This is a genomic window from Micromonospora sp. NPDC005237 (assembly GCF_040607775.1).
Classification (GTDB): Bacteria; Actinomycetota; Actinomycetes; order Mycobacteriales; family Micromonosporaceae; genus Micromonospora.
On record NZ_JBEXHJ010000002.1, the window covers coordinates 455,639 to 481,454 of the forward strand.

27 protein-coding genes are annotated in these 25,816 nt (G+C 73.5%); 14 read left to right on the plus strand and 13 right to left on the minus strand.

Annotated features, from left to right (window positions below):
* Position 1: 1 nt before the first annotated feature.
* The 3 genes from ABZT87_RS07070 to ABZT87_RS07080 form a co-directional block, all read right to left on the minus strand.
* Positions 2 to 751, minus strand: a complete 750-nt coding sequence (locus tag ABZT87_RS07070; protein WP_355134174.1) for a ZIP family zinc transporter — start codon at positions 749 to 751, stop codon at positions 2 to 4.
* A gap of 42 nt (positions 752 to 793) precedes the next feature.
* Positions 794 to 1,984, minus strand: a complete 1,191-nt coding sequence (locus tag ABZT87_RS07075; RefSeq protein WP_355134176.1) for a GNAT family N-acetyltransferase — start codon at positions 1,982 to 1,984, stop codon at positions 794 to 796.
* Positions 1,985 to 2,065: 81 nt separating this feature from the next.
* Positions 2,066 to 2,785, minus strand: coding sequence for a protein phosphatase 2C domain-containing protein (locus ABZT87_RS07080; protein WP_354853691.1), 720 nt, complete (start codon positions 2,783 to 2,785; stop codon positions 2,066 to 2,068).
* A 62-nt stretch (positions 2,786 to 2,847) separates the two neighbouring features.
* On the opposite strand from ABZT87_RS07080, the gene ABZT87_RS07085 reads away from it, so the two are divergent.
* A complete protein-coding gene (locus ABZT87_RS07085; protein ID WP_355064717.1) occupies positions 2,848 to 3,912 on the plus strand; it encodes an AAA family ATPase in 1,065 nt (354 codons plus the stop codon).
* A gap of 7 nt (positions 3,913 to 3,919) precedes the next feature.
* On the opposite strand, the gene ABZT87_RS07090 is transcribed toward ABZT87_RS07085, so the two are convergent.
* A complete protein-coding gene (locus ABZT87_RS07090) occupies positions 3,920 to 4,480 on the minus strand; it encodes an XRE family transcriptional regulator (RefSeq protein ID WP_355134178.1) in 561 nt (186 codons plus the stop codon).
* A 56-nt stretch (positions 4,481 to 4,536) separates the two neighbouring features.
* On the opposite strand from ABZT87_RS07090, the gene ABZT87_RS07095 reads away from it, so the two are divergent.
* The gene (locus ABZT87_RS07095; protein WP_355134180.1) at positions 4,537 to 5,790 is read left to right on the plus strand and encodes a benzoate/H(+) symporter BenE family transporter; all 1,254 of its coding nucleotides are present in this window, start codon (positions 4,537 to 4,539) and stop codon (positions 5,788 to 5,790) included.
* A gap of 8 nt (positions 5,791 to 5,798) precedes the next feature.
* Here ABZT87_RS07095 and ABZT87_RS07100 read toward each other — a convergent pair whose 3' ends face one another.
* The 4 genes from ABZT87_RS07100 to ABZT87_RS07115 all read right to left on the minus strand — a co-directional run bounded on the left by ABZT87_RS07100 (position 5,799) and on the right by ABZT87_RS07115 (position 7,809).
* Positions 5,799 to 6,167: a hypothetical protein gene (locus ABZT87_RS07100; RefSeq protein WP_355134182.1), complete on the minus strand. Its 369-nt coding sequence runs from the start codon at positions 6,165 to 6,167 to the stop codon at positions 5,799 to 5,801.
* Between the two features lie 79 nt (positions 6,168 to 6,246).
* A complete protein-coding gene (locus ABZT87_RS07105) occupies positions 6,247 to 6,498 on the minus strand; it encodes a hypothetical protein (RefSeq protein WP_355134184.1) in 252 nt (83 codons plus the stop codon).
* A gap of 81 nt (positions 6,499 to 6,579) precedes the next feature.
* A complete protein-coding gene (gene mscL, locus ABZT87_RS07110; RefSeq protein ID WP_355134186.1) occupies positions 6,580 to 7,053 on the minus strand; it encodes a large conductance mechanosensitive channel protein MscL in 474 nt (157 codons plus the stop codon).
* A 39-nt stretch (positions 7,054 to 7,092) separates the two neighbouring features.
* Positions 7,093 to 7,809, minus strand: coding sequence for an FCD domain-containing protein (locus ABZT87_RS07115; RefSeq protein WP_355064725.1), 717 nt, complete (start codon positions 7,807 to 7,809; stop codon positions 7,093 to 7,095).
* A gap of 176 nt (positions 7,810 to 7,985) precedes the next feature.
* Between ABZT87_RS07115 and ABZT87_RS07120 the strand changes: the two genes are divergently transcribed.
* A complete protein-coding gene (locus ABZT87_RS07120) occupies positions 7,986 to 9,137 on the plus strand; it encodes an MFS transporter (RefSeq protein ID WP_355134602.1) in 1,152 nt (383 codons plus the stop codon).
* A gap of 13 nt (positions 9,138 to 9,150) precedes the next feature.
* On the opposite strand, the gene ABZT87_RS07125 is transcribed toward ABZT87_RS07120, so the two are convergent.
* Positions 9,151 to 9,507: an STAS domain-containing protein gene (locus tag ABZT87_RS07125; RefSeq protein ID WP_007454464.1), complete on the minus strand. Its 357-nt coding sequence runs from the start codon at positions 9,505 to 9,507 to the stop codon at positions 9,151 to 9,153.
* 166 nt (positions 9,508 to 9,673) lie between these two features.
* Between ABZT87_RS07125 and ABZT87_RS07130 the strand changes: the two genes are divergently transcribed.
* Genes ABZT87_RS07130 through ABZT87_RS07155 form a run of 6 tightly spaced genes read left to right on the plus strand, consistent with a single transcriptional unit; the run spans position 9,674 to position 15,263 of the window.
* A complete protein-coding gene (locus ABZT87_RS07130; RefSeq protein WP_355134188.1) occupies positions 9,674 to 10,534 on the plus strand; it encodes an STAS domain-containing protein in 861 nt (286 codons plus the stop codon).
* On the plus strand, positions 10,534 to 10,944 hold the full coding sequence (locus ABZT87_RS07135; protein WP_354853715.1) for an STAS domain-containing protein: 411 nt from the start codon (positions 10,534 to 10,536) through the stop codon (positions 10,942 to 10,944). Before ABZT87_RS07130 ends, ABZT87_RS07135 begins: the two co-directional genes overlap by 1 nt.
* Positions 10,941 to 11,360 (plus strand): anti-sigma regulatory factor, encoded by a 420-nt coding sequence (locus ABZT87_RS07140; protein ID WP_354853717.1) that lies wholly within the window; start codon positions 10,941 to 10,943, stop codon positions 11,358 to 11,360. Before ABZT87_RS07135 ends, ABZT87_RS07140 begins: the two co-directional genes overlap by 4 nt.
* A complete protein-coding gene (locus ABZT87_RS07145; RefSeq protein WP_355134190.1) occupies positions 11,348 to 12,364 on the plus strand; it encodes a SpoIIE family protein phosphatase in 1,017 nt (338 codons plus the stop codon). The genes ABZT87_RS07140 and ABZT87_RS07145 overlap by 13 nt, the downstream gene beginning before the upstream one ends.
* The gene (locus ABZT87_RS07150) at positions 12,361 to 13,722 is read left to right on the plus strand and encodes a sensor histidine kinase (RefSeq protein ID WP_354853723.1); all 1,362 of its coding nucleotides are present in this window, start codon (positions 12,361 to 12,363) and stop codon (positions 13,720 to 13,722) included. The genes ABZT87_RS07145 and ABZT87_RS07150 overlap by 4 nt, the downstream gene beginning before the upstream one ends.
* A gap of 2 nt (positions 13,723 to 13,724) precedes the next feature.
* Positions 13,725 to 15,263 carry a SpoIIE family protein phosphatase gene (locus tag ABZT87_RS07155; RefSeq protein ID WP_355064797.1) on the plus strand — a complete coding sequence of 513 codons (1,539 nt, stop codon included), beginning with the start codon at positions 13,725 to 13,727 and terminating at the stop codon, positions 15,261 to 15,263.
* 58 nt (positions 15,264 to 15,321) lie between these two features.
* Here the strand turns inward: ABZT87_RS07155 and ABZT87_RS07160 are convergent, their stop codons facing one another.
* The gene (locus tag ABZT87_RS07160) at positions 15,322 to 16,137 is read right to left on the minus strand and encodes an AraC family transcriptional regulator (RefSeq protein ID WP_355134192.1); all 816 of its coding nucleotides are present in this window, start codon (positions 16,135 to 16,137) and stop codon (positions 15,322 to 15,324) included.
* Between the two features lie 31 nt (positions 16,138 to 16,168).
* Between ABZT87_RS07160 and ABZT87_RS07165 the strand changes: the two genes are divergently transcribed.
* The 4 genes from ABZT87_RS07165 (at position 16,169) to ABZT87_RS07180 (ending at position 19,687) form a co-directional block, all read left to right on the plus strand.
* Positions 16,169 to 16,759, plus strand: a complete 591-nt coding sequence (locus ABZT87_RS07165; RefSeq protein WP_355134194.1) for a TIGR03086 family metal-binding protein — start codon at positions 16,169 to 16,171, stop codon at positions 16,757 to 16,759.
* 173 nt (positions 16,760 to 16,932) lie between these two features.
* Entirely contained in the window at positions 16,933 to 17,469 is a 537-nt protein-coding gene (locus tag ABZT87_RS07170) for a PadR family transcriptional regulator (protein WP_355134196.1), read from the plus strand.
* Positions 17,466 to 18,167 (plus strand): ABC transporter ATP-binding protein, encoded by a 702-nt coding sequence (locus ABZT87_RS07175; protein WP_354853734.1) that lies wholly within the window; start codon positions 17,466 to 17,468, stop codon positions 18,165 to 18,167. The genes ABZT87_RS07170 and ABZT87_RS07175 overlap by 4 nt, the downstream gene beginning before the upstream one ends.
* Entirely contained in the window at positions 18,164 to 19,687 is a 1,524-nt protein-coding gene (locus ABZT87_RS07180; RefSeq protein WP_355134198.1) for an ABC transporter permease, read from the plus strand. Before ABZT87_RS07175 ends, ABZT87_RS07180 begins: the two co-directional genes overlap by 4 nt.
* A gap of 29 nt (positions 19,688 to 19,716) precedes the next feature.
* Here the strand turns inward: ABZT87_RS07180 and ABZT87_RS07185 are convergent, their stop codons facing one another.
* Together ABZT87_RS07185 and ABZT87_RS07190 are read right to left on the minus strand one after the other, a co-directional pair.
* On the minus strand, positions 19,717 to 19,878 hold the full coding sequence (locus ABZT87_RS07185; protein WP_355134200.1) for a hypothetical protein: 162 nt from the start codon (positions 19,876 to 19,878) through the stop codon (positions 19,717 to 19,719).
* Between the two features lie 92 nt (positions 19,879 to 19,970).
* Positions 19,971 to 22,067, minus strand: a complete 2,097-nt coding sequence (locus ABZT87_RS07190; protein ID WP_355134202.1) for a S9 family peptidase — start codon at positions 22,065 to 22,067, stop codon at positions 19,971 to 19,973.
* A 96-nt stretch (positions 22,068 to 22,163) separates the two neighbouring features.
* Here ABZT87_RS07190 and ABZT87_RS07195 point away from each other — a divergent pair, with 96 nt between their 5' ends.
* Complete coding sequence (locus ABZT87_RS07195) at positions 22,164 to 23,522, plus strand: FAD-binding oxidoreductase (RefSeq protein ID WP_355134204.1); 1,359 nt, start codon at positions 22,164 to 22,166, stop codon at positions 23,520 to 23,522.
* 23 nt (positions 23,523 to 23,545) lie between these two features.
* Here ABZT87_RS07195 and ABZT87_RS07200 read toward each other — a convergent pair whose 3' ends face one another.
* Positions 23,546 to 25,615, minus strand: coding sequence for a SpoIIE family protein phosphatase (locus tag ABZT87_RS07200; protein WP_355134206.1), 2,070 nt, complete (start codon positions 25,613 to 25,615; stop codon positions 23,546 to 23,548).
* Positions 25,616 to 25,816 lie beyond the last annotated feature (201 nt).

Sequence of the window (25,816 nt, forward strand, 5' to 3'; positions counted from 1 at the left end):
CTCACGTGTGGGAGAGCGCGAAGGCCGTCAGGAAGCCGGCGACCGTGATGAGGCCGACCAGCAGGTGGGCGTTCTCGAACGCCTCCGGGACCATCGTGTCGGTGATCATGGCGAGGATCGCGCCGCCGGCCAGCGCGGTGATGGCGGCCAGCACCTCCGGCGGTGCGCCGCCCAGCAGGGTGTTGCCGAGCAGCGCCGCCACACCGCTGATCAGCGCGATCCCGGTCCACAGCAGGAAGACGTACCGCCGGGTGCGGCCCGCCTGGCGCATGCCGGCCGCGCTGGACAGCCCCTCCGGGACGTTGCTGAGGAACACCGCCGCCACGGTGACCAGGCTGACCGTGCCGCCGGCGAGCAGGCTAGCGCCGATCACGACCGATTCCGGTACGCCGTCCAGCAGCGCCCCGACCGCGATCGCCGACCCCGAACCGGGCTGCTCGCCCTCGGAGGGCTGCTGGTCGCCCGAGCGCTTCCGGTTCCGCGCGCCGTGTCGGGCGAGGCCCACATTGGCCAGGGTGTAGACGATCGCGCCACCGGCCGCGCCGAGCACGGTGGGCAGCATCCCGCCCTGCTCGTGGGCCACCTGGATCAGCTCGTACGAGACGGCGGAGAGCAGCACCCCCGCGCCGAACGCCATGATCGACGCGGTGATCCGCTGCGGCACCCGGACGAAGAAGCCGACCGCCGCCCCGATCAGCAGGGCCGACCCGGCCAGCAATCCCCATCCACCCGCCTGCAACCACTCCGGCATTCCGGGGACCGTACCCGCTGGACCGAGGTCGGCAAACCGCGCTCAGAAGTCGGCGAAGAGGTACGGCACCCGGCGCCCGAAGATGTCGCGCAGCTCGGGGGCGGCGTCCGCCGGCACGTCGCCCAGCCCTCGCAACGGCAGCTCGGCCGGGTCCAGCACCCCGTACGCCAGGGCGGACAGCCCGGCCGCGGTCAGCGTGGCCGTCGGCGTGCGGCCGCTGTCGTCGGAGACCAGTTCCAGCGCGCCGGTCGTACCGTCGAGCAGATGGGTGCCGGCCAGCCACCGGTCCCCGGTCAGTTCGACCCGGACCCGGCCCGGGCCGGCGGGCAGCCCGTGCAGCGCGTCCAGCGACAGCAGCCGGGCCATCGGGGCGGACGAGCCCGGCCGGCCCACCCGCGCCTCGACGTGCACGTCCAGGTCGGTCAGCCACAGCTCCGGCAACTCGTCGGGCGGGACCTGGACGGTGACGCGCTCGACCTGGTCGACGTGCCGGGCGAAGAACTGCAGCAGCAGCGTACGGGCGAGGGGGTCGGCGACCAGCAGCTCGTTGCCGATCAGCGTGCCGCCGTGGTCGTCGATCCGGTACGTGACAGCGCCGGTGACCTCACCGGCCACCCGGGCGGTGACCAGCCAGTACTCGTCCCGGTCACGCAGGCCGGCCGCCCGGTGGTCCGGGAACACCGAGAACCCGTGCCGGGTCTGCAGGCAGCGCTCGGTGAACGCCCGCCACGCGGGATAACCGGCGGCGATCCGCTCCCAGCCCACCTCGCCGGGCAGCTCGGCGCGGACGAGTGAGCCCAGGTCGGCCGGGGAGAAGGCGACCGTACGCGGCTTGGGCAGCCCGACGTAGCCGAACCGGGCGTAGAAGCTGGGCCGGAACGGGTAGAGCGCGCTGAGCATGTGCCCCTCGTCGCGCATCTCGTCGAGGAGCTGGTGCAGCAGCCTGCGGACGTGCCCCTGCCGGCGGGCCAGCGGATGGGTGGCCACCCCGGCGACACCGGCCATCGGCAGTACCACGCCGCGCAGGTTCTGCCGCATGCCGATGGCCGAGACGGCGGCCAGGGTGGTGCCGTCCTCCTCGACGATCAGCGTCCGGTTGCCCTGGTTGTAGGGCAGGTAGTCGCGGAACTCCTCCACCCGGGCGGCACTGAGCGGCGATGCCTCGAAGGCGTACGCGGCCAGCGGGAAACTCGTCGTGAGACGTTCGTCGGCGGTCACCCGTCGGATGGTCATCCGCCCATCTCAACCTGCCGCGCAGGTCCCAGCAACTGGATTGGCCCGATCCGCGCGGGCCACCGGCAGGCCACGCGTGGGTCAGCGGGTCGTGACGTCGGAGACGACGACTGTGACGTTGTCCGGGGCACCGGCGTGGTGGGCGAGCTTCACCAACTGCTCACCGCACTGCTGCCGGTCGGCGTACATGCCCAGCGTCGTCGCGATGGCCTCGTCCTCGACGTAGTCGGAGAGCCCGTCGCTGCACAGCAGCAACCGGTCGCCGGGGACCACAGTGAGCACGCCGACGGCCGGCGGGGTGTCGGCGCCCTGCACGGCCCGGGTCACCAGGGACCGCTGCGGGTGGTGCCGGGCCTGCTCGGGGGAGAGCGTGCCCTGGTCGACAAGCGCCTGCACGAACGTGTCGTCCCGGGTGAGCTGGGTCAGCTCCCCGTCGCGCAGCAGGTAGCAGCGGGAGTCCCCGACCTGGGCCAGCACCAGCGTCTCCCCGGCCAGCAACGCGGCGGTGAGCGTGGTGCCCATCCCCTCGCGGGCCGGGTCGACGGTGATCGCGGCGTGGATGCGCTGGTTGGCGGTGCTGACCACGGCACGGAGGGCGTCGGCGGCCCCGTCCGGGTCGGTGGGCGGGGCCAGCTCGTCCAGGATCCGGATCACGATCTCGCTCGCCACCTCGCCCGCGGGCAGCCCGCCCATGCCGTCGGCGACGGCGATCAGGCGGTCACCGGCGAGGGCGGAGTCCTCGTTGTTGGTGCGGACCAGGCCGATGTCGTTGAGGATGACCGAGCGGAGGATCAGCGTCATGGTGTCAGCTTGCCAAGAACACCCTGCCTTCGTCTCTACGCACTACTGCGTAGGGTTGAGAAATGATGCCGGTGTCCATGGTCGGACGCGCCGGCGAGCTCGCCGAGCTCGACCGGGCATGGTCCGCCGTGGCGGCCGTACGCCGCTCGGCGCCCGCCGTCGCGGTGCTCACCGGAGCGGCGGGGGTGGGCAAGAGCCTGCTGGTCGCGGCCGCTGTGGACGCCTTCGCGCCGCGTCCCGCGCTGGTTCTCTCCGGTGCCGCCCGGGTGCACGGCCCGGCCCCGTACGACTGGCTGGCGGCGGTGCTCACCGGTCGGGACACCAGCCGGCTCGGCCTGCCGTCGGACGCGCTGGCGTGGTTGGCCCAGCAGCCCACCGCACCTCGCGAGCGGTACGCGCCGGGCACTCTGCTCCGCCTCGCCGTGCGGACCGTCCAGCTGCTGGTCGGCGCCGGCCCGGCCGTGCTGGTCGTGGACGACCTGCACGCGCTCGACCCGGCCAGCGTCAACCTGGTCGGGGAGTTGGCCACCGTCGCCGACCTGCCCGCCCTGCTCGTGGTGGCCAGCCGACCGCCGGCCGACGCGGTGGCACCGGACCTCACCCGCCGCGCGCTGGCCCGGCTCAGCGGCGTGCGCGGCGCGGTCCGCCAACATCTTGGCCCGCTGCGCCCGGCCGAGGTCGCCGAGGTGCTGACCCAGGTGTACGCGGGCAGCACCCCGTCCGGTCGGCTGGTCACCTCCCTCTGGCGGTGCACCGGCGGCAACCCGTACGCGCTTACCGAACTGCTGGCCGCACACGCGTCGGAGGGACCGGAGGCGTTGCTGCGGCGGCTGCCCGGCCCGCGTCCGCCACGTCAGCCGACCGCGCCGCGCGCTCCGGCGTCGGCGGCCGATGCGGTCGTCGACGTGCCGCTCGACCCGGAGTTGACCGCCCGCGAGGTCGAGGTGCTGGGCTGCCTGGTCGCCGGGATGTCCAACAAGCAGGTGGCGAAGGCGCTCGGCATCTCGGTGCGGACGGTCACCGTGCACGTGTCGAACCTGCTGCGCAAGACCGGCTCGGTGTCGCGTACCGAGGTGGCGCTCTGGGCGGTCCGGCACCGGCTGCCGGTGCCCGCCCCGGTGGACTGAGTCGGGTTCAGCGGCGCGGGTAGCGCAACAGCAGGCTCGCGGCGACCTCGTCGTCGCCCACCGCCGCGTAGCTGTGCGGCACGTCGGAGACCCAGCGCAGGTGACCGCCGGCCGGGGCGGTCAGCGGCGCGTCGGCCGGGCCGGCCCGCAGCACGCCGGCGAAGACGGTGACGTGTTCGGTGACGCCCGGTTGATGGGCGGGGGAGATCTGCACGACGCCGGGTGCGACGCGCATCCGGTACAGCTCGTAGGTCGCATCGGCGTCGTCGAACACCTCCAGCAGGGTGGCGGTGACCGCGGCGCCGTGCACGGTGGGCTCGGCGGCCGGCTCGGCAAGCAGCGCGGTGAGCGGCACGCCGAGCTGTGCGGTGACCCCCCAGAGCGTCTCCAGTGTCGGGTTGCGGGTGCCGTTCTCCAGGCCGGAGAGGGTGGCCTTTCCGACACCGGCGAGCCGCGCCAGTGTGGACAGCGAGATCCCCCGCTCCTCCCGCAGGGCACGGACCCGCCGGCCGACGACGGCGGGATCCACGTCGAGGCCCGGACGGCGCGCTGGTGGTGGGTGCGGCACCCGGCTATCGTGCTACACGCTGTCGTTCCGTAAACGGAACGCTTGGGGAGGTCGGGATGGCGGGACGGGCGCAACCGGTGCTGGCCGGCGTCGTGACCGCGCTGGTGGGCTTCGCCAGCTCGTTCACCGTCGTGCTGGCCGGGCTCCGCGCGGCGGGCGCGTCGGACGCGCAGGCGGCCTCCGGCCTGCTGGCTCTCTGCGTGGCGTGCGGGCTCGCCGCCGCCTGGCTGGGCTGGCGGCACCGGATCCCGATGAGCGTGGCCTGGTCGACGCCGGGCGCGGCGCTGCTGGTGGCGACCGGGCCGCCGACCGGCGGTTGGCCGGTGGCGGTGGGCGCCTTCCTCGTCTCCGGGGCGCTGATCGTCGCGGCCGGGCTCTTCCCGCCGCTGGGCCGGGCGGTCGCCGCGATCCCCAAGCCGGTGGCCGGCGCGATGCTCGCCGGTGTGCTGCTGCCCCTGTGCACCGCCCCGGTCCGCGCGCTCGTCGAGCTGCCCCGGGTGGCCGGCCCGGTGGTGCTCGGCTGGCTGCTGCTGCACCGGTTCGCCCGCCGCTGGGCCGTGCCCGGCGCGCTGCTGGTGGCGGTGGTGGCGATCGCGCTGACCGCGCCGCCGGCCGGGCTGAGCGGTGCCACGCTGACCCCGTCGCTCGCCCTGACCGTGCCCGCCTGGAACGCGTCCGCGCTGGTCGGGCTCGCCCTCCCGCTGTTTCTGGTCACGATGGCGGCGCAGAACGTGCCCGGCATGGCGGTGCTGGTCGGCTACGGCTACCGGCCGCCGTTCGGGGCGGCGCTGCGGGCCACGGGTCTGGCCAGCCTGCTGGCCGCCCCGGCCGGCGGGCACGCGGTGAACCTCGCGGCGATCACCGCCGCGCTGGCCTCCGGCCCCGACGCCCACCCGGACCCGGAGCGCCGGTGGGTCGCCTCGGTCACCGCCGGGCTCGGGCTGGCCCTGCTCGGGCTGGGCGCCGGCGTGGCCACGGCCCTGGTCGCGGTCGCGCCGCCGATCCTCATCGAGGCGGTCGCCGGTCTGGCCCTGCTGGGTGCGCTCGCCACCGCGCTCGCCGCGGCGGTGACCGACCCGGCGACCAGGGAGGCCGCCGTGGTCACCTTCGTGGTGACCGCCTCCGGGGTGACGCTGATCGGCGTGGGCGGCGCGTTCTGGGGGCTGGTCGCCGGCTGCCTGATGCTGCTGCTCTTCCACCGCCGCCAACCCGCGCCGCCCGCCGCGCTCCCCGTGGCCTCGCCGGAGAGATCAACACCAGTTCAGGGGAGTGACGCCATCCCCGCCGACCGGACACCGCAACATCACTGACCCGGCGGTCACTCCTCGGGCGGCAGGTCGGCCACGCCGACCGTGAGGCGTACCCGGCCCTCCGCGACGGCGGCGATCCGGTCGGCCGGCACGTAGACGGCGCCGACGGCCGAGCCGGTGGAGACCTTCAGGTAGCCGGCGTGCAGCAGCCGCGCCGCCAGGTCGGCCGGAACGTCCGGCTCCTCGACAGCCGTCGCCTCGATCAGCTCGTCCAGGCTGCTGCCCGGGTCGGCGGTCGGTGTCTGCACGGTCACCGCGTTGGGGTCGCCCCGCTGGACGAGGTCCACGGTGCCGACCTCGGTGCCGGCGGAGTCGATCACCGACATCCCGGTGGTGATCCGCGAGATGGTCGCCTGCTGCTCGTCCTGCTGGTCCATCCCTCAGCGGTTCCCGGGGTGGCGCGCCACTAAACGCCGTCGCCGCCCCACCGGAGGCTCAGCCCACCCGTCGGCCCGCTCAGCCGTTCGGGAGCGTCCAGCTGCCCGGTGGGCGCGGGGACAGCTCCCGCCAGGTGTCCGGGCCGTCGAGCAGCGCCCGGACGGTCTCCTCGGCCTCGTCCGCACTGCCGTACTCGTAGAAACGGGAGATGCCCTCAGCGCCGCCGGCCCGCTGCTCGACGTGCCACCGGTCGGCGTCCACCCGCAGGAAGACGTCCCGCCGGGCCAGTCGCCCCCACTTCCCGTTCCACCAGTGCTTTCGCTGCTCCATGGCGGGACTCTATCGAACACACGTACGAGAAGGTGCGGCCCCTGCGGGAATCCCACAGGGGCCGATGTGCATCCGCTCGGATCAGCGCTGCGTCGGCGGCTCGGTGCGGCGGCCCAGCACGTCGTCCAGCGCCCCGCGCTGCTGCCCCGGCGTGGTGTGGCCGGCGGAGACCAGGGCGTCCCGGATCTCGGTGAGCAGCTTGACCTCCTCGCTCGGCGCCGAGGGCGGCGGCTCCTCGCCCCGCTTGCGCCGCTCGGCCAGCCGGTTCATCGGGTAGACGACCAGGAAGTAGAGCGCCAGCGCGGTCAGCAGGAAGGTGATCACCGCGTTGACGAACGCCACCCAGTCGAACGGGATCTCCCGGAACGTGGGGACCGAGCCGGTGAGGCCGTTCTTGTTCCCGGTGATCAGCACGATGATCACCCGGACCAGCGGTTCGAGGAACGACTTGGTGAGCTGGGTGACCACGCCCGTGAACGCGGCGCCGATGACGACACCGACCGCCAGGTCGACGACGTTGCCGCGCATGATGAAATCTTTGAAGCCCTTGAGCATCCGTACTCCCGAGGTGTCCGGTTTTCCGTCCGGCACAACCTATGCCCCGGGGGCAGGCTCCAGAAAAGCGCCGGCTTCGATCGCCGCCCGGCCCGCGTCGCCGGCCCGGATCGCCTCGACCAGCCGGGTGTGGTCGACGTAGCGCTCGGGCGTGAGCGCGCCTCCCATCGCCTGGGCGACGGTGCTGCGCAGGGCCGCGCCGACCGAGGCGTACAGCTCGGCGAGCATGGTGTTGTGCGCGGCGGCGACCACCGCGACGTGCAGGGCCGCGTCGGCCTCGACGAACGCGTCGACCCGGCCGCCGCGCCAGGCCGCCTCGCGCTCGGCGAGCGCGCCGTCGAGGGCCGCCAGGTCCTCCGGTGTACGCCTCAGCGCGGCGAGCCGGGCGGCCTCCACCTCGAACGCGCGCCGGACCTCGATGACCTCGGTCATCCGGTCGTCGCCGAGTCGGCGGGCCACCACCGGCGCCAGCTCGTCGGTGGACACCACGTACGTGCCGGAGCCCTGCCGGCACTCCAGCACCCCGGCGTGCACGAGGGCGCGGACGGCCTCGCGGACCGTGTTGCGCCCGACACCCAGCGCGGCGACCAGCTGTGGCTCGGTGGGGATGCGCCCGCCGATCGGCCACTCGCCGCCCAGGATCCGGGCCCGGAGCTGCTCGATGGTCTGCCGGACGCGGTGCCCGCGCGGCGGCACGGCGGCCTGGTCGCGGGGCGGCGCCGACGGCGCGGAGGGGGAATCGACCGACGGTGGCACTGGTTACATCACCGGCCCTAAATTCATCCCATGATTGTAGGTTAGAGGTCATGACCCCGCCACCCACCGCCGCTCCGGCCCCGCCCGCTCCCGCCGCCGTCGACATCCGCCCGACGCGCGACCCCGGGGGCCGGCGGACGCACCCGGCGACCGGTGGCGCGCTCGTGCTGGTCGGGATGCTGCTGGTCGCGCTGAACCTGCGTGCCGTGGTCACCAGCCTCGGCGCCCTGCTCGACGAGGTCCGCGACGGGCTGGGTCTCTCCGGCACCATGGCCGGTCTGGTCACCACCCTGCCGACCATCGCGTTCGCCGGCCTGGGCGCGCTCACCCCGTGGCTGGTCCGCCGGGTGGCACCGGCCCGGGTGCTGGTGGTCGCCATGCTCGCCCTCGCCGTTGGCCAGGTGCTGCGGGTCGCCACCGACTCGGCCTTGATCTTCGTGCTCACCAGCGCGCTGGCGCTGTCCGGCATCGCGGTCGCCAACATCCTGCTGCCGATGCTGGTCAAGCAGCACTTCCCGCACCGCACCGGCCTGGTCACCGGGGCGTACACCATGACGTTGACGGTGGGCACCACGGTGGCCGCCGCCTCCGCGGTGCCGATCGCGCACGCCTTCGGGTCCTGGCGGGCCGGGCTCGGCGTCTGGGCCGCGATGGCCGCGGTGGCCGTACTCCCGTGGGTGCCGCTGGCGCTGCGGACCCGGGCGGGCGCGCGGCGGGCGACCCTGACGGCGGCCGTCGCCACGCCGGCGCGGGTCCGGCCGGCGCGGACCCGGCTCGGTTGGGCGATGGCCGTCTACTTCGGGGCGCAGTCGCTCAGCGGGTACGCGATCATGGGCTGGCTGGCCCAACTCTTCCGCGACGCCGGTTACCATCCGGAGTCGGCCGGGCTGCTGCTCGCCGGGGTGACCGCGCTCGGCGTGCCGATCGCGTTGCTGATGCCCACCCTGGCCGGTCGGCTGGGCAGCCTGCGTCCGCTGGTGCTCGGGTTGACCACCGCGTCCGCGCTGGCCTACCTGGGGTTGGCGCTCGCACCGCACGGCGCCGCGCTGCTCTGGGTCGCCCTCCTGGCGATCGGCCAGGGCGCGTTCCCGATGATCCTGACCGCCATCGGCCTACGCGCCCGCACCGCCGAGGGGACCGTCGCGCTCTCCGGGTTCGCGCAGAGCACCGGGTACGTGATCGCCGCCCTCGGCCCGCTGCTGGTCGGCATCCTCTACGAGGCCACCGGCGGCTGGACCGCGCCGATCGGGTTCCTGCTCGCCGCACTCGCCGTGCAGACGACGGCGGGCATGGCGATCGCTCGTCCCCGGTACGTCGAGGACGAGTAGGTCGCGACAGCGATCAGGAGGACGCCGGGGTGGGTTCGCCGGCGACGGCCTCATCCACCGTCGGGTAGGTGTGCAGCACCTCGACGAGCCCGCTCACCTCGAGGATGCGCAGCACCCCGCGCTGCGGAGCGGCCAACCGCACCACACCGCCGGCCTCGTCACAGCTGTTCTTGGCGCGAACGAACACCGACAGACCGGTCGAGTCGCAGAACGAGACGTCCGCCAGGTCGAACACCAGCCGGTTACGGCCCTTGTCGAGCAGGTCGGTGATCTGATCCTGCAACTGCGGTGCGGTTGCCATGTCCAGCTCGCCCGCGACTGACACGACGACCACGTCGCCGCGTTGTTCCGTGTGCACCGTCAGGGACATTCGCCAGACCTCCTGTTATCGGGGGAACGGTATCCCACGACCGTGATCCGACGCAGGACGGGAGCCGGCATCCGGTGGCCATCATCATTCCATTGCTACGGAGCAAGTAGTTGCGCGGACCCCGGTGATAGAGTCCGGCCGGTCCAGGTCGAGGGGGGTTTTCACGATGGCGTTGAACGCCGAGGAAAGTGGTCGGCTCGCCGCGCTGCTGGGCGGGCATGCCGAGCAGGTCACGCAGCGATGGACCGACATCGTTGCCAGCTCGCTGCGGGGTCGGCTGAGTCAGGCCGAGTTGCGCCGGCAGGTCCAGGATCTGTACGACGCCATCGTCGCCACCGCGAAACAGGGCGCGGTCGACCTGTCCGCCGAGAGTGCCGGCGAGCTGCGCGCCACGCTCTCCGAGTTGTCCCGTGGTCGGGCCCGGCAGGGCTTCTCCGCCAGCGAGACCACGATCAGCATCTTCGCGCTCAAGGACGTGCTGGCCGAGCTGGTGCAGGAGGCCGGCGGCGTCGACGCGCTGCACGACTACATCGCCTTCTCCAAGCTGATCGACGAGCTGGGGCTGTTCACCTTCGAGAGCTTCGTCCGCACCCGCGAGAGCCTGATCGCCGACCAGGCCGAGCAGCTGCTCGAACTCTCCACCCCGGTGGTCAAGCTCTGGGAGGGCGTGGTCGCCGTCCCGCTGGTCGGCACCCTGGACTCGGCCCGCGCCCAGGTGGTCATGGAGCGCCTGCTGCAGACCCTGGTCGACACCGGCTCCCCGTACGCGATCATCGACATCACCGGCGTCCCGGCCGTGGACACCCAGGTCGCCCAGCACATCCTGAAGACCGTGGTGGCCGCCCGGCTGATGGGCGCCGACTGCATCATCTCCGGCATCCGTCCGCAGATCGCGCAGACCATCGTGGCGCTCGGCATCGAGTTCGGCGACATCGCCACCAAGGCGAGCCTGGCCGACGCGCTGCGGCACGTGCTGCGGCTCAACGGGGTGGAGACCGCCCGTCGCCAGCCACGCCGGGGCGTCTGATGGAGCGCGTGCCGATCCTCAAGATCGGTGACATCCTGCTCGTCTCGATCCAGCTGGACATGTCCGACCAGACGGCGGTCCAGCTCCAGGACGACCTCGCCGAGCGGATCGTGGCCACCGGCTGCCACGGCGTCATCATCGACATCACGGCGCTGGACATCGTCGACTCGTTCGTCGGGCGGATGCTCTCCACCATCGCGTCGATCTCCAAGGTGCTCGACGCCGAGACGGTGGTGGTCGGTATGCGACCCGCCGTCGCCATCACCCTTGTCGAACTGGGGCTGTCGCTGAACGGCATCCGTACCGCGCTGAACGTCGAGCGCGGCATGGAGCTGATCGCGGCGGCCCGCGCCGACGAGCTCGACCTGCAGCTCGACGACGATCCGGACGCCGAGACGGCCACGCCGTGACCGCGGGCGTCGACCTGGGCCAGCCGCAGGCGCAGTCGGTCCGCAGCGATGAGGACGTGGTCCGCGTCCGGCAACTGGTCCGCACGGTGGCGGTCGCCGTCAAGCTGTCGCTCGTCGACCAGACCAAGGTGGTCACCGCGGCGAGCGAGCTGGCCCGCAACACCCTGGTGTACGGCGGCGGCGGCACCGTGGAGGTGACGATCGTGGACAACGGTCGTCGCAAGGGCGTCCGGATCATCTTCGCCGACTCCGGCCCCGGCATCGCCGACCTCAACCTGGCCCTGACCGACGGCTACACCACCGGCGGCGGCCTCGGCCTCGGGCTCAGTGGGTCCCGGCGACTGGTCGACGAGTTCGAGATCGAGACGTCGGCGGAGGCCGGCACGCGCATCACGGTGACCAAGTGGTCGCGGTGAACGGGGACCCGGTCACCGACAGCGGCATCTGGTTCCGGGTGGAGGCCGGCAGCACCGCCAGCGCCGTACGACGGGCCGCGGAACGCCTCGGCGAGCAGATCGAGATGGGTGCGGCGCGCATCGCCGACCTGGCCATCGTCGCCGCCGAGTTGACCAGCAACCTCGTCAAGCACGCCGACAACGGTGTCCTGCTGCTCCGGCCGGTCCGCCGCGCCGGGCAGGCCGGCGTGGAGCTGGTGGCCATCGACTCCGGGCCCGGCATGGCCGACCTCGCCGTCTCGTCCCGCGACGGGCACTCCACCACCGGCACGCTCGGCATCGGCCTGGGCGCCATCGTCCGGCAGGCGAGCTGGTTCGACGGGTACTCCCTGCCCGGCCGGGGCACCGTCCTCGCCGTGCAGGTCTGGCCGGCCGAACCGGCCCAACCGTCCTGGGCCGGCGCGCTCGCCCGGCCCATTTCCGGCGAGACGGTCAGCGGCGACGGGTACGCCGTCCGGATCGCCGACGGCCGGCATCAGGTGCTGGTCAGCGACGGGCTGGGGCACGGGCCGCTGGCCGCCGCCGCCACCGAGGCGGCGCTCGCGGCCTTCCGCGACGCCCCGGCCAGCCCACCGGCAGCGGTGGTCAGTCACCTGCATCGGAGCATGTCGCACACCCGCGGCGCCGCGCTCGCGGTCGCCGAGCTGGCGGCCGGCGTGCTGCACTACGCCGGGCTGGGCAACATCAGCGGCGTGATCGTCGAGGGCGACGGCCAGCGCCGGGGGCTGGTGTCGCTGCCCGGCATCGCCGGGCACCAGCGTCCGACGGTCCGGGGCTACGACTACCCGTTCGGACCGGGCGCCCGGCTGGTGATGCACAGCGACGGCGTGGCCGACCGTTGGCGGTTGACCGACTACCCGGGCCTCGCCGAACGATCCCCGCTGGTGATGGCGGCGACCCTGCTGCGCGACGCCGGCGTCCGACGCGACGACGCCTGCGTTCTGGTCGCGAGGTCGTGGGCATGAGCGCGGAGCCGGCCGCGCCGCCGCTGCTGCAGATGGCGCTGCGGGTCGAGCAGGACATCTTCGTCATCCGCCAGCGTGGCCGCGAGGTGGCCAACGTGGTGGGCCTCGAACGCCAGGACCAGGTCCGGATCGCCACCGCGCTCAGCGAGGTCGCCCGGGACCTGCTGCGTACGACCGGCGGCGCGGACGTCACGTTCCACATCGACGCGGGATCCGACGGCCGGTTCCATCTCCGCGCCGACCTGGCCCCGGTGGCCCCGCTGCCCGACGGCCGGTACGAGCCGCAGTCGGGTGCGGTCTCCCGACTGGTCGACACACTGAGCGTGTCGACCGTCGAGGGGGTTACGGTCGTACGGATGTCCCGAAGAGTCCCGGCCAACGCGCCGACACCAACTCCGGAGCGGTTGGCCGAGTTCCGTGCGGAACTCGGCCGCACCGCCCCGGCCAGCGCGCTGGATGAGCTGACCGTGCAGAACGGCCAGCTCATCGCGGCACTCGACGAGGTACGCAGCCAGCGCGACGAGCTGGCCGTGCTGAACGAGGAGCTGGCCGAGACCAACCGCGGCGTGCTGGCGCTCTACAACCAGCTCACCGAGGAGTTGGAGGAGACCAACCGGGGGGTGGTCGCTCTCTACGCCGAGCTGGACGAGAAGTCGGCCCAACTGCGCGCCGCGAGCGAGTCGAAGAGCCGCTTCCTGGCCAACGTGAGCCACGAGCTGCGCGCCCCGGTCACCGCGATCATCGGGTTGGGGCGTCTGCTCGCCGACTCCGCCTCCGACCCGCTCACCGCCGAACAGGCCCGCCAGGTGGGCCTCATCCGCTCGTCGGCGGAGGACCTGCTCGGGCTGGTCAACGAACTGCTGGATCTCGCCAAGGCGGAGTCGGGCCGTATCGAGCCGGACTGGGCGGACGTGGATCTGCGCCCGGTCTTCGGCCAACTGCGCGGCACCATGCGGGCGCTGGCCACGCGGCCGGAGGTGGAGCTCACCGTGGAGGAGCCGACCGCTCCGGCCGTGCTCCGCACCGACGAGGTGCTGCTCGGCCAGGTGCTGCGCAACCTGCTGCACAACGGGTTGAAGTTCACCGAGCGCGGCGAGGTGCGCCTGCGCGTCCGGCAACGCGACGACCGGTGGAACTTCGAGGTCAGTGACACCGGCCCGGGCATCGCGCCCGAGATGCACGATCGGATCTTCGAGGAGTTCTACCAGGTGCCGGGGGCGACCCGGGTCGGTGGCACCGGCCTCGGCCTGCCGTACGCCCGGCGGCTGGTGACCCTGCTCGGGGGCACGCTGGAGCTGGCCAGCGAGCCGGGCCGGGGCAGCACATTCACTGTCTCCCTGCCCACAGGCGGAGCGTGACGGTGGACGGCGGCCCGGCGACCGTCCTGGTGGTCGATGACAGTCGGACCAAGCGTTACCTGCTGGTCAGTTGGCTGACCCGGGCCGGGTACACCGTCCTCGAAGCGGAGAGCGGCACCGAGGCGCTGGCCCGCGTCGAGACGGACCGGATCGACCTGGTGGTGCTCGACGTCCGGCTGCCCGACCTGAGCGGCTACGAGGTGTGCGAGCGGATCAAGGCGGCACACCCGGTGATGCCGGTGATCCACGTCTCCGCGCACGCGGTGGACGTCGCCGACCGCGCCCAGGGGCTGACCCGGGGAGCGGACGCGTACCTGGCCGAACCGATCGAGCCCGAGGAGCTGATCGCCACCACCCGGGCGGTCCTGCGGTACTACCAGGCCCGCAAGCGTGCCGAGCTGCTCGCCGAGCGGCTGCTCGTCCTCGCCGACACCACAGTTGCGGTGCACGCCGCGTCGACCTTCGCACGGCTGCTGGAGGTCGCGGCGGAGGGGGCCGCGCAGATCTTCAAGAGCCCTGCCGCCGTGATCGCGGAGACGTTCGACGGTGACTGCATCGCCGGCATCTGCGCCGGCCCCGGCGCCGAGGCCGCCATCGTGCCCTGGGTCGTCGACGACACCGGGGTGCCCACGGGCGCCACGGTCAAGGTGGAGGCCCCGGCGAACTGGGCGCTGCTGACCTGGCCGGCGGACGACTCGGTGACCGTGGCCGCGGCTCGACTGCGCGAGGACCGGGCCCCGCTGTACGTGGTGGTGCCCACCGCCACCCAGACCGCCCGAACGCCGGTGCTCGTGCAGCTCGCGCAGGCCGTGGCGGCGGCGGTCGAGGCTCAGCGCTCCTTCGACGAGGAGCACCGCATCGCCGTCACCCTCCAGCGCAGCCTGCTCCCGCGCAGCCTGCCCACGGTGGCCGGACTTGACTTCGCGGTGCGCTACGAGCCCGCCAGCGCGCAGACCGAGGTGGGCGGCGACTTCTACGAGCTGGTGATGCTCGACGGGCACCTCCTGCTGGCGATCGGCGACGTGGCCGGCCACTCGCTGCACGCGGCCACCGTGATGGCCGAGCTGCGGCACGCGGTGCGGGCGTACGCGGTCGAGGGGCACCAACCCGGCGAGATCCTGCACCGGGTCAACGAGCTGATGCGGACCCTGCTGCCGAACGAACTGGCCACGCTCTGCGTCCTGCTGCTGCACCCGCCGACCGGGCGGGTCCGGCTGGCCAGCGCCGGTCACCTGCCCCCGCTGCTGCACCAGAACGGCAAGGTCGAGTTCGTGCAGCACTCGGCGCCGCTGCTCGGCGTCCGCGCGCCCCGACCGGCCGACCTGGAGTTCGTCCTGCCGGCCGGTGCCACGCTGGTGTTCTACACCGACGGGTTGATCGAGCGCCGGGACGCCACCATCGACGAAGGGCTGGCCGCACTCGCCGCGGTGGCCGCCACCGTGGACGACAACCTGGACGAGTTCTGCGCCCGCCTGCTGGTGGAACTGGCCCCATCCAAGATCCAGGACGACGTCGCCGTGGTCGTCCTGCGCCGTCGCTGAGCACGGCGGCACCCGCGGGGCTGCTCGGTGGTCGCTGCTCGGTGGTCGCGCGTGCGGCTCAGTGCACCGAGCGGGCGTACGCGGCTGGTGACACTCCGGCGACGGCGGTGAAGTCGCGGACCAGGTGGGCCTGGTCGCTGTAGCCGAGGGTGGCGGCGAGGCCCGCCCAGTCGAGCGGAGCGCCGGCGGCCCGCTCGACGGCCTCCTGGAGGCGGTAGCGGCGGATCACCCACTTCGGACCGACCCCCACGCACTCGGTGAAGAGCCGCTGTAGCCGGCGGACCGGAACGTCGTGCCGCGCGGCGAACTCGTCGACGCGCAGCACCGTCCGGTCGGCCCGGATGGACTCGGCCAGCCGAACGGCCTCCGCTGCGGCCGGGTCCGGGTCGGGCGCCCACGCGGTGAGCGCCGCGTCGAGCGCGCGACAGCGGTCGCTGTCGCTGCCCGCGCAGACGGGATGGGCGGGACGGGTCAGCCGGCCGGCGGGCAGTGGCAGTCGACGTCCGGTCAACTCGGCCACCGACCGACGCCAGAACGGGTGGAAGCCACCGGGGCGGAACTGGATCCCGCAGACCCGGCCGGTGCCGGTGAGCGTGATCCGGAACAGGTCGCGGCCCACCCCGGCCACCTCGCCGGCCTCCGCCGCGTCGCCGTCGCGGTCACTCGCACCGTCGCTGCGGAACACCACGTTCACCGCCGGGTGCGGCACGACCCGTTGCTCGAACGGCGCGCTCAACGTCCAGTCGATCAACCAGTAGTGCTCGACCCACTCGCGCAGGGGTTCGGCCGGCAGGTGCCGCCGGAAGCGGACCTCGCGCAGCAACCGCGCCGGGTCGAGAATGCCCCGGCTGTCGCCGCGCGGTCGCTGTCGCATTTCTTCAAGACCACCCTCATACGCTGGCCGTATGGCCACTCAGACTAGCGATCTGCTGGCGGCTGCCGCGCCGCGAACCGTCGACGTGGTACGCGGCATCGCCGACGACCAGCTCGACCTGCCCACTCCGTGCCGCGACTACGTGGTCCGTGATCTGCTCAACCACCTGTTCGAGGTGGTGGTGAACTTCCAGGAGCTGGCCGAGAAGAGGCCGGTGGAGTGGGCCGAGAAACCCGACCACCTGGACGACGGCTGGCGGGACCGGTTCGCGGTCGAGACCGACCGCCTGATCGCCGCCTGGTCGGACCCGTCGACGCTGGAGGGCGTCTCGCCGGGCATGGGGCTGCCGCAGACCGTCGTCGGCGGCATGGCCCTGCTGGACCTGATCGTGCACGGCTGGGATCTCGCCGTGGCGACCGGCCAGCCCTACCAGCCCGCCCCGGAGGCGGTGACCGAGCTGCACGCCCTGGTCGAGCAGTTGGGCCCGACCGCTCGCAAGATGGGCGTCTTCGCCGACCCCACCCCAACCCCACCCACATCCACGCCGGCCGTCACCACGCCCGACCTGGACCACCTCCTGACCCAGACCGGCCGAACCCCCACCTGGCCCCAAACCCCCTAACCCCACCCCCACCCCACCCTTCGCCCCGGTGATCAAGAGGTTTGCGTCATCAGCGGGGCGAAATCTGACCCAAACCTCTTGATCACCGGCGGTCAGGGGTGGGGAGGGGGAGGAGGGAGGGTGGGGTGGGTGGGTGGTTGACTTGGGTATTCGCTGGGTGAATAGTGGGCCGGGTGTCCACGCCGCATGTGCTGCTCGGGTTGCTCGCTGGGGGCAGCCGGCACGGATATGAGCTCAAGCGTGCGCATGACCAGCGGTTGCCGCGGGCTCGGCCGTTGGCCTTCGGGCAGGTCTACGCCACCCTCGGCCGCCTGGAACGGGACGGTCTGGTGGCCACCGCGGGTCAGGACCGCGCCTCCGGGCCGGACCGCACGACGTACGCGCTGACCGACGAGGGCCGGTCCACGCTGGATCGCTGGCTGTCCACCGTGGAACCACCGATGCCGTACGTGGCCAGCACGCTCTTCGCCAAGGTCGTGGTGGCGCTGCTGGTCGCCGACGTCGACCGGGCGCGGTCGTACCTGGTGGCCCAGCGCGCCGCGCACACCGCACGGCTGCGGGAGCTGACGGCGGTCAAGACCGACCCGGCCGCCACCCTCAACGACGTGGTCGCGGCTGACTTCGCGATCGCCCATCTCGACGCGGACCTGCGGTGGCTGCACACCACCCTGGGCCGGGTCGCCGACTGGCACCGGGAGGTGCACGCGTGACGCAACTCCAGGCTCGCGGCGTGGTTCGGGCGTACGGTCCGACGCCCGCGCTGCGCGGTGTGACGCTCGACGTGGCCGAGGGCGAGATCGTCGCGGTCACCGGTCCGAGTGGCTGCGGCAAGTCGACCCTGCTGCACTGCCTGGCCGGGATCCTCCGGCCCGACGCGGGCGAGGTCACCTGGCGCGGCCACCGGATCGACACCTGGTCGGAGGCGGCCCGGTCCCGGCTGCGGCGCACCGAGTTCGGCGTGCTGTTCCAGTTCGGGCAGCTGGTCGCCGAGCTGACCGCGGCCGAGAACGTGGCCCTGCCCCTGCTCCTCGCCGGCACGGGGCGGCGAGAGGCACGGACGGCGGCCCTCACCTGGCTGGAACGGTTCGGGGTGGCCGACCTGGCCGACCTCCGGCCGGGTGAGATGTCCGGCGGTCAGCAGCAGCGGTGCGCCACGGCTCGGGCGCTGGTCACCGAGCCGCGGGTGCTCTTCGCCGATGAGCCGACCGGCGCGCTGGACACGCTCACCGGCGAGCAGGTGCTCACCCAGCTGGTTCGGCTCGCCCGCGAGCAAGGCACGTCCGTCGTGCTGGTCACGCACGAGCCCCGGATCGCCGCGTACGCCGATCGGGAGATCGTGCTGCGCGACGGCCTGGTGGACCACACCGGCCTGGGGCTCGACGTGCCGTTGGCGGGTGGCGCCCGGTGAGGCCGGCGACGCTGGTACGGCTCGCGCTCGCCGGCAACCGGACGGACACGGCGCGGGTGGTGCTGACCGCGCTCAGTGCCCTGTTGGCGACGCTGGCCGGGCTGGCGGCGCTCACCGTGCTGGCCATTCAGAAACCGCCCGGCGACGCGCGGGCGGAGTCCGAGCAGTACCGCAACGCGCTGCTGAGTGAGCCGGGACTGCGCGGGGGGACGGCCTTCGCGCTGCTGATGTTGGCCGTCCCGGTGCTGGCGCTGGCCGGCCAGTGTGCCCGGCTCGGGGCGCCGGCCCGGGACCGGCGCCTCGCCGCGCTCCGGCTGGCCGGCGCCACGCCCGGTCAGGTCACCCGCCTGGCGGTGCTGGAGACCGGCCTGGCCAGCCTGCTCGGCACCCTCGCCGGGCTGGGCGTCTACCTGGCCGGCCGTGAGCTGCTGCACCGCCCGGACGAGCAGGGTCGGCTGGCCCTGCCCACCGACGTGCTGCCGTCGGTCGGCGCGCTGGTCGCGGTGGTGCTGGGTCTGCCGGTGATCGCGGCGCTGGCCACCGCCCTGATGCTGCGCACGGTCACGACCAGCCCGCTGGGGGTCAGTCGCAAGGCCGCCCGCGAGCGGGGTCCGCGCCCCTGGGCCGGGCTGCTGATCGGCCTGGGTCTGGCCACCTTCGTCGCCGTACGCCCGGTGGTGTACCAACTCGACGGGAACGACGCGGTGCTGGGCTGGCTGGTGCCGCTGTCGTTCCTGGTGGGTGGGCTCACCGCGATGATCGGGGTGGTCGTCGGCACCGGCTGGATCTCGCACACCTGCGGACGGCTGCTGCACCGGCACTCCCGCGGTGCGTCGGCGCTGCTCGCGGCGGGCCGGCTGATGGCCGACCCGTGGGCGGGCAGCAGGACGTTCGCCGCGTTGCTGGCCGCCGTGATCTTCGGTGCCGGCGCGGCGGCACAGCGCGCCTACTTTGTCGCGCAGGACGAGGTGGAACGGGAGCAGAACCGGCTCGCCGGGGTGGACGCGGGCACCAACCCCTTCTACCTGTCGACAATGGATCTGGTCGACGCCGCGGTGGCCGTGGCGGTGCTGATCGCGGCGGGCGGCCTGATCGTCGCGCTGGTCGAGGGGATCGTCGCCCGCCGACGGGCCTACGCCGCGCTGGTCGCCACCGGCGTGCCCCGCAGCACGCTCAGCGCATCGGTGGCCTGGCAGGCGCTCACCCCGGCCGTGCCGGCGATCCTGCTGGCGCTCACCGTGGGCTTGCTGCTCGGCCGGGGGCTCTTCCAGAGCATCACCACGAGCGGGTCGTCGATCGAGGTCTGCGACGCCACGGCGGCGCTCTGCGACGATCCGGCCACCCGCAGCCAGTACACACGGATCGTGCAGACCGCCGGGGTGGAGAAAGCGATCGCCGTACCCCTGGAACAGCTGGCCTGGCTCGGCGCCGGCGCCCTGGCGGCGGTGCTGGTGACGGTCGGCGTCGGCCTGCTCTTCCTACGGGTGAGCACGGCGGTGGACGAGCTGCGGACGGCCTGACCGACGAGGTGGGGTCGGCCGTCGGTCGGTCAGGTCGGGGCGTGGAACAGGCCGGCGGACCAGGAGATCAGCAGGCCGACGACGGCGGAGCAGCAGCAGACGACCAGGGCGGCGGCCACCACCCCCAGGATCATCCACGCGGACATCCGGCGGGCCGCTCCCGGGTTGTCCGCATCGGCCTCTTCGCTCACTCCGGGAAGTCTAGGCGCGCATGATCGCGCAGTTTTCCTGGATGTGGTGGCCTCGACGGCAGAGTGAGGCCACCACGTCCGAGATCAAAGCGTCAGGCGCGACCGAGGCGGTCCAGGATCCAGGCGTTGATGAACGCCTCCTCGCGCCAGGCGTCATAGCGACCGCTCGGGCCACCGTGCCCGGCACCCATCTCGGTCTTGAGCAGGTAGTCGCCCTGCGGTGCGGTCGCCCGCAGCCGTGCGATCCACTTCGCCGGCTCGGAGTAGAGCACCCGCGTGTCGTTGAGGCTGGTCACCGCGAGGATCGCCGGGTAGTCCACCGCCGCGACGTTCTCGTACGGCGTGTACGACTTCATGTACGCGTAGACCTCGGGGTCGTCGAGGGGGTTGCCCCACTCCTCCCACTCGGTGACGGTGAGTGGCAGCGACGGGTCGAGGATCGAGGTGAGCGCGTCCACGAACGGCACCTGCGCCACGATCCCCGCGAACGCGTCCGGGGCGAGGTTGGCGACCGCGCCCATCAGCAGCCCACCGGCCGAGGCGCCCCGGGCGACCAGCCGGTCGCTGGCCGTCCAGCCGGCCTTGACGAGGTGCCGGGCGCAGGCGACGAAGTCGGTGAAGGTGTTCTTCTTGGCCAGCATCTTGCCCTGGTCGTACCAGCGCCGGCCCAGCTCGCCACCGCCGCGTATGTGCGCCACCGCGAAGACCACGCCCCGGTCCAGCAGGGACAGGCGGGCCACCGAGAACCACGGGTCCATGCTGGCCTCGTACGAGCCGTAGCCGTACAGCTCGCACGGTGCCGAGCCGTCCCGGGGCGTACCGACCCGACAGACCAGCGAGATCGGCACCCGCGTGCCGTCGTCGGCGAGCGCCCAGTCGCGGTGCTGCTCGTACTCGGCCGGGTCGTACGGCCGCCCGTCCGGCCCGGGCAGCACGGGCTTCTGCTTGCGCAGCACCATCTGCCGGGTGACCAGGTCGAAGTCGTACACCGAGTCGGGGGTGACCAGCGAGGAGTAGCGCAGCCGGATCTGCCCGGTGCGGTACTCCGGGTTGGCGTCCAACCCCACGCTGTAGAGCGGCTCGGGGAAGTCGATGTCGTACGAGTCGTCGCTGCCGACCGGCAGCACCCGCAGGCCGGTGAGCCCGTCGGTGCGCAGCGACACCACCAGGTGGTTCGCGAACGCGTCGACCGCCTCCAGGCGGGTGCCGGGGGTGTGCTCGATCAGCGGCACCCAGTCGCCCGGGGCGTCTGCCGAGGTGAACGCCAGCGCGAAGTCCTCCGCGCCGTCGTTGTGCAGGATCAGGAAGCGGTGGCCGTGGTGCTCCACGGCGTACTCGACGCCCTGCCGGCGGGGCGCGATCACGGCCGGCGCCCCGGTGGGGTTGCCGGCCGGGATCACCAGCACCTCGCTGGTGATCTTGCTGTGGATGTCGACGAGGATGAACTTCTCCGACCGGGTCAGCTCGACGCCCACCCAGAACCGCTCGTCGTCCTCCTGGTGGACCACCACGTCGTCGGTGGCGGCGGCGCCGATGGTGTGCCGCCAGACCCGGTTCGGCCGCCAGGCGTCGTCGACCGTCACGTAGAACAGCACCGACGCGTCGGCCGACCAGGCGGTGCCGTAGAACGTGTCGGGTACCTCGTCCGGCAGCAGCTCGCCGGTGCTCAGGTCCTTGACGCGCAGGGTGAACCGTTCGTCACCCGAGAAGTCGGTCGAGTACGCCAGCCAGCGCCCGTCCGGGCTGACGTCGAACGCGCCCAGCGAGAAGAAGTCGTGCCCCTCGGCCAGCAGGTTGCCGTCGAGCAGCACCTCCTCGCCGTCGAGCGGGGCGCCGTCCGCGCTGACCGGCGGGTCGGTCTCGCCGTCGCGGACCGCGCGCCGGCAGTGCACCCCGTACTGCTGGCCCTCGATCGTCCGGGTGTAGTACCAGTGGCCGCCCTTGCGGGTGGGCACGGACAGGTCCGTCTCCCGGGTCCGCTGGCGGGTCTCCTCGAACAGCTCCGCGCGCAGGGCGGCCAGGTGCGCGGTGCGCTCCTCGGTGAACGCGTTCTCGGCGGTCAGGTAGGCGATCGTCTCCGGGTCGTCCTTGGCGGCGAGCCAGGCGTACTCGTCGACGACGGTGTCGCCGTGGTGGGTGCGCTCGGTGGGCACCCGCTTCGCCGCGGGCGGGGCAGTCTCGGTGGTCACGGCGGCCACGTTACCGGCCGGCTCACCCCGCGCGCCGGACCAGCGGCATCCCGAAGGCCATCACCACGGCTTTCGAACACATGTACGATAGCCGGCATGGCGGCAGCAGCGAGTTCCCTCGGCCGGTCCGGAGCCCTCGAGATCACCCGGCGACTGACGGCGATCTGCGGTCCGCCGTTCGCCCGACTCGCCGGCCCGGCCGACGAGGTCGCCGGGCGTCCGGCCCGCTGGGTGGCGGTGCCCGGTGGCCCGCACGCCGCGGCCGAGGTGCTGCGGCTGGCCGCCGTGCACGATCTGGCGGTGGTGCCCCGGGGCGCCGGCACGAAGATCGACTGGGGTGCCACCCCCACGCAGGTCGACATCATGCTCGACACCGGCCGGCTGGCGGGGATCGGCCACGAGCCGGTCGGCGCGCCGGTGGCCGAGGTGGGTGCGGGCACCCCGCTGCGGGCGGTGCAGGCCACTCTGGAGCGCACCGGGCAGCGGCTCGCGATGGACGCCCCGTCGCCCGGCGCGACGCTGGGCGGGGTGCTCGCCGCCGGGGAGGCCGGGCCGCTCCGGCACCGCCACGGCAGCCCGTGCGACCAGCTCCTCGGCGTCCGCTACCTGGGCGCCGACGGTGAGCTGGTCAGCGCCGGCGGTGGCGTACCCGGGCTCGACCTGGCCCGGCTGCTCTGCGGCTCGCAGGGCGCCCTCGGCGTGCTGGTCTCGGCGAGCCTGCGGGTGCAGCCGGTGCCGGCCAGTCGGCTCTGGGTGTCCCGTCCGGTGTGGACGCCGCTGGAGGTCCACGACCTGGTCCGCGCGATTCTCGCCGCCCGACTGGAGCCGGCGGCCATCGAGCTGGACCTGCCGGGCGGGCCGCCCAGGCCGCGCACCGCCTACCCGCCCGGCCACCCCGCCGCCACCGCCCGCGAGCGCCACCCGTCGATGTCCGGCCGGTCCAGCGCCCCGTCCCGGGCGGGCAGCCTGGTCGTGCTGCTGGAGGGTGGCCCGGCCGAGGTCACCGAGCGCGCTGAGCGGCTGGTCGGGCTGCTGCACGGTGAGGCGACGGTCGCCCACTCCGCCCCGCCGTGGTGGCGGCGTTACCCGTTCGCGCCCGGCGACACCGCGCTACGCCTGGAGGTGCCGATCAGCGATCTCCACGCCGCCGTCTACGCGTTGCGGGACGCGGCCGGCGCTCCCGTGCCGGTGCGGGGCTCGGCCGGGCTGGGCGTGGTGCACGCAGCCCTGCCCGGCGCGGTGGCACCCGACCGAGTGGCATCCATCCTGGCCGCGGTCCGTGGCGTGCTGCTGGCCCGACAGGGTCGCTGCGTGGTCGTCTCCGCCCCCGCGGCGGTGCGCCAGGCCGTGGACCTCTGGGGTGAGCTGGCCGGCCTGGCCCGGCTGCAGGCCGCCAAGGAGCACCTCGACCCGGAGCACCGCCTCGCCCCCGGCCGCCTCCCCGGCGGCCTGTGACCCGGGATCGGGTGGTGTCGGCGTCAGCCTGCGTCGTTGCGGAGCACCAGCACGGCGATGTCGTCCCGGGGCGGCTCGACCGAGAAGTTGATCGCGGCGGCGCGTAGGCGGGCGGCGACCACGTCCGCCGAGTAGCCGGCCAACGGCGCTGCCGCGTCCCGCAGCCGGTCGGTGCCGAACAACTCCCGGCCGCGTCGCCGCTCGGTGACCCCATCGGTGTAGAAGATCAGCGAGTCACCCGGGGCGAGCGTGATCTCCGCCGTCGGGGAGGTGATCGTGTCGAGCAGGCCCAGCGCCGTGCCACCGGTGCCGACGAACCGGGCGCCGCCCCCACCGGCCAGCAGCACCGGCCGGTCGTGCCCCGCCAGGTGCAGGGAGACGTCCAGGCGGTCACCGTCACCCGGCCCGACCGCCGCCAGGGCCAGCGTGCAGTACCGGCCGCCACCCCGTTCGACAAGCGTCTCGTTGAGCCGGGCCAGCACCTCCGGTAACGGCTTGCCGTCGCCGACCAGCACCCGGATCACGTCGCGGACCAGCCCGGTGACCGCCGCTGCCTGGACGCCCTTGCCCGAGACGTCCCCGATCACCACGAGCCAGCGCCCGTCGGGCAGCGGCACCACGTCGTAGAAGTCGCCACCCACCTCGGCGTCGTCGCCGGTCGGCACGTACTCGGCGGCGAAGCCGATGCCGTCCACCACGGGCAGGACGGGCGGCAGCAGGGAGTGCTGGAGCGTCTGCGCGACCCGTCGGCGCTCGGCGTGGATGCGGGCGTTCTCGATCGCCAGCGCGGCCCGTCGGGCCACGTCCTCCAGCACCGCCACCTCGTCCGGGTCGTGCCGGTGCCGTTGGTGCCGGCCCACCGCCAGGGTGCCGAGCCGCTGGCCGCGGGCGATCAGCGGGACCGCGAAACCCTCCATCGGCCCGCCGAGCGGGATCTGCGCCGCGCTGCGGGACGCCTCGCGCAGCCGGGCCTGGATCGAGTCCGGGCCGGTCTCGGCCAGCACCTTGTGCAGTTGCGGCAGCATCGACTCGTCGGCGTGGCTGGCCGCCGCCAGCCGCAGCCGGCCCCACTCGTCGGTGGTGTGCACCGCGCACCACTGGCCGAGGCGGGGCACCACCAACTGCGGGATCAGCGCCATGGTCAGCTCGACGTCCAGCGACTGGGCCAGCAGCTCGCTCGCCTCGGCCAGGAACGTCAGCCACGCCTGCCGGCGTACGTCCGCCCGGCGCAGCCGGTCGTTCTCCAGGTGCAGCGACAGGCGCTCGGCGGTGAGCACCGCCAGCGGCCGGGCGTACGCCGACGGCGCGGCGTCCAGCTCCAGCTCCCCGGCGTACGGGCGGTGCACCGTCAAAGGCACCCGGAGCAGCTCGCTGTCGGGGCGGGGCTGCCGGCCGAAACGGGCCAACAACTGTCGGCCCTGACCGTCGCCCCGGTCCAGTCGGATCGCGCCGCCGGCCGCGCCGACCATCTCGGCGACCCGGCTGAGCAGGCTGGCGGCGAAGTCGGGCAGTGGGTCGTCCGCGTACACGTCGGGGGCGGTCTGCATGAGTTCGCTCATCGCGCCGGCGCTCGGAGCCGAGCTGTCGACGGCCCCGGTGTTGCCCGCCGTCGAGGTGCCGCCGGCGCTGGCCCCGGCCGCCGGCTCGGTCCCGGGCCGGTCCAACCGGAACCAGACGCCCTTGCCGGTCGGAAGGTACGTGGTGCCCCAGCGGCTGGCGAAGTGATCGACGAGCAGCAGCCCGCGACCGCGTACGGAGACCTCGTTGATCTCGGTCGCGTCGTTGCGGGCGCCGACGGTCAGCTCGTCGTTGCCCGAGCTGGGCGCGAAGTCGGAAACGGTCACGGAGAGCCCGACGTCGTCCGCGACGACCTCGATGTCCAGTTCGGTGCCGGCGTGCTCGACGGCGTTGGTGGTCAGCTCGGTGGTGAGCAGCAGCGCCTCGTTGACCAGGTCGTCCAGGTGCGCCTCGGCGAGGACGGAGCGGACGACCGCGCGGGCGGCGGCGGGCGTACGGCGGTCGGCGGGCAGGCGGACACGCCGGACGGCCCCGCTCCCGGCCCCGGCCGTCGCGGCCCCCGCCTCGGCTGACACCCCCGTATCCTCCACCGTTCCCCCGCCGGGTGCCAAGCCGATGCGCGATCGGCGGAACGGACGCCGGTCGGCGGAGTGCGGTGGGTCGCGTGGCGGCGGGCACGGCGGGAGCCCGGCCACGAGATGTCACGGTGAGCAGCGCCACTCGGCGAGGTCTGTGCCGGGTTGGGCGTCGCCGGGGGGATCGTGGAGGCCACCAGG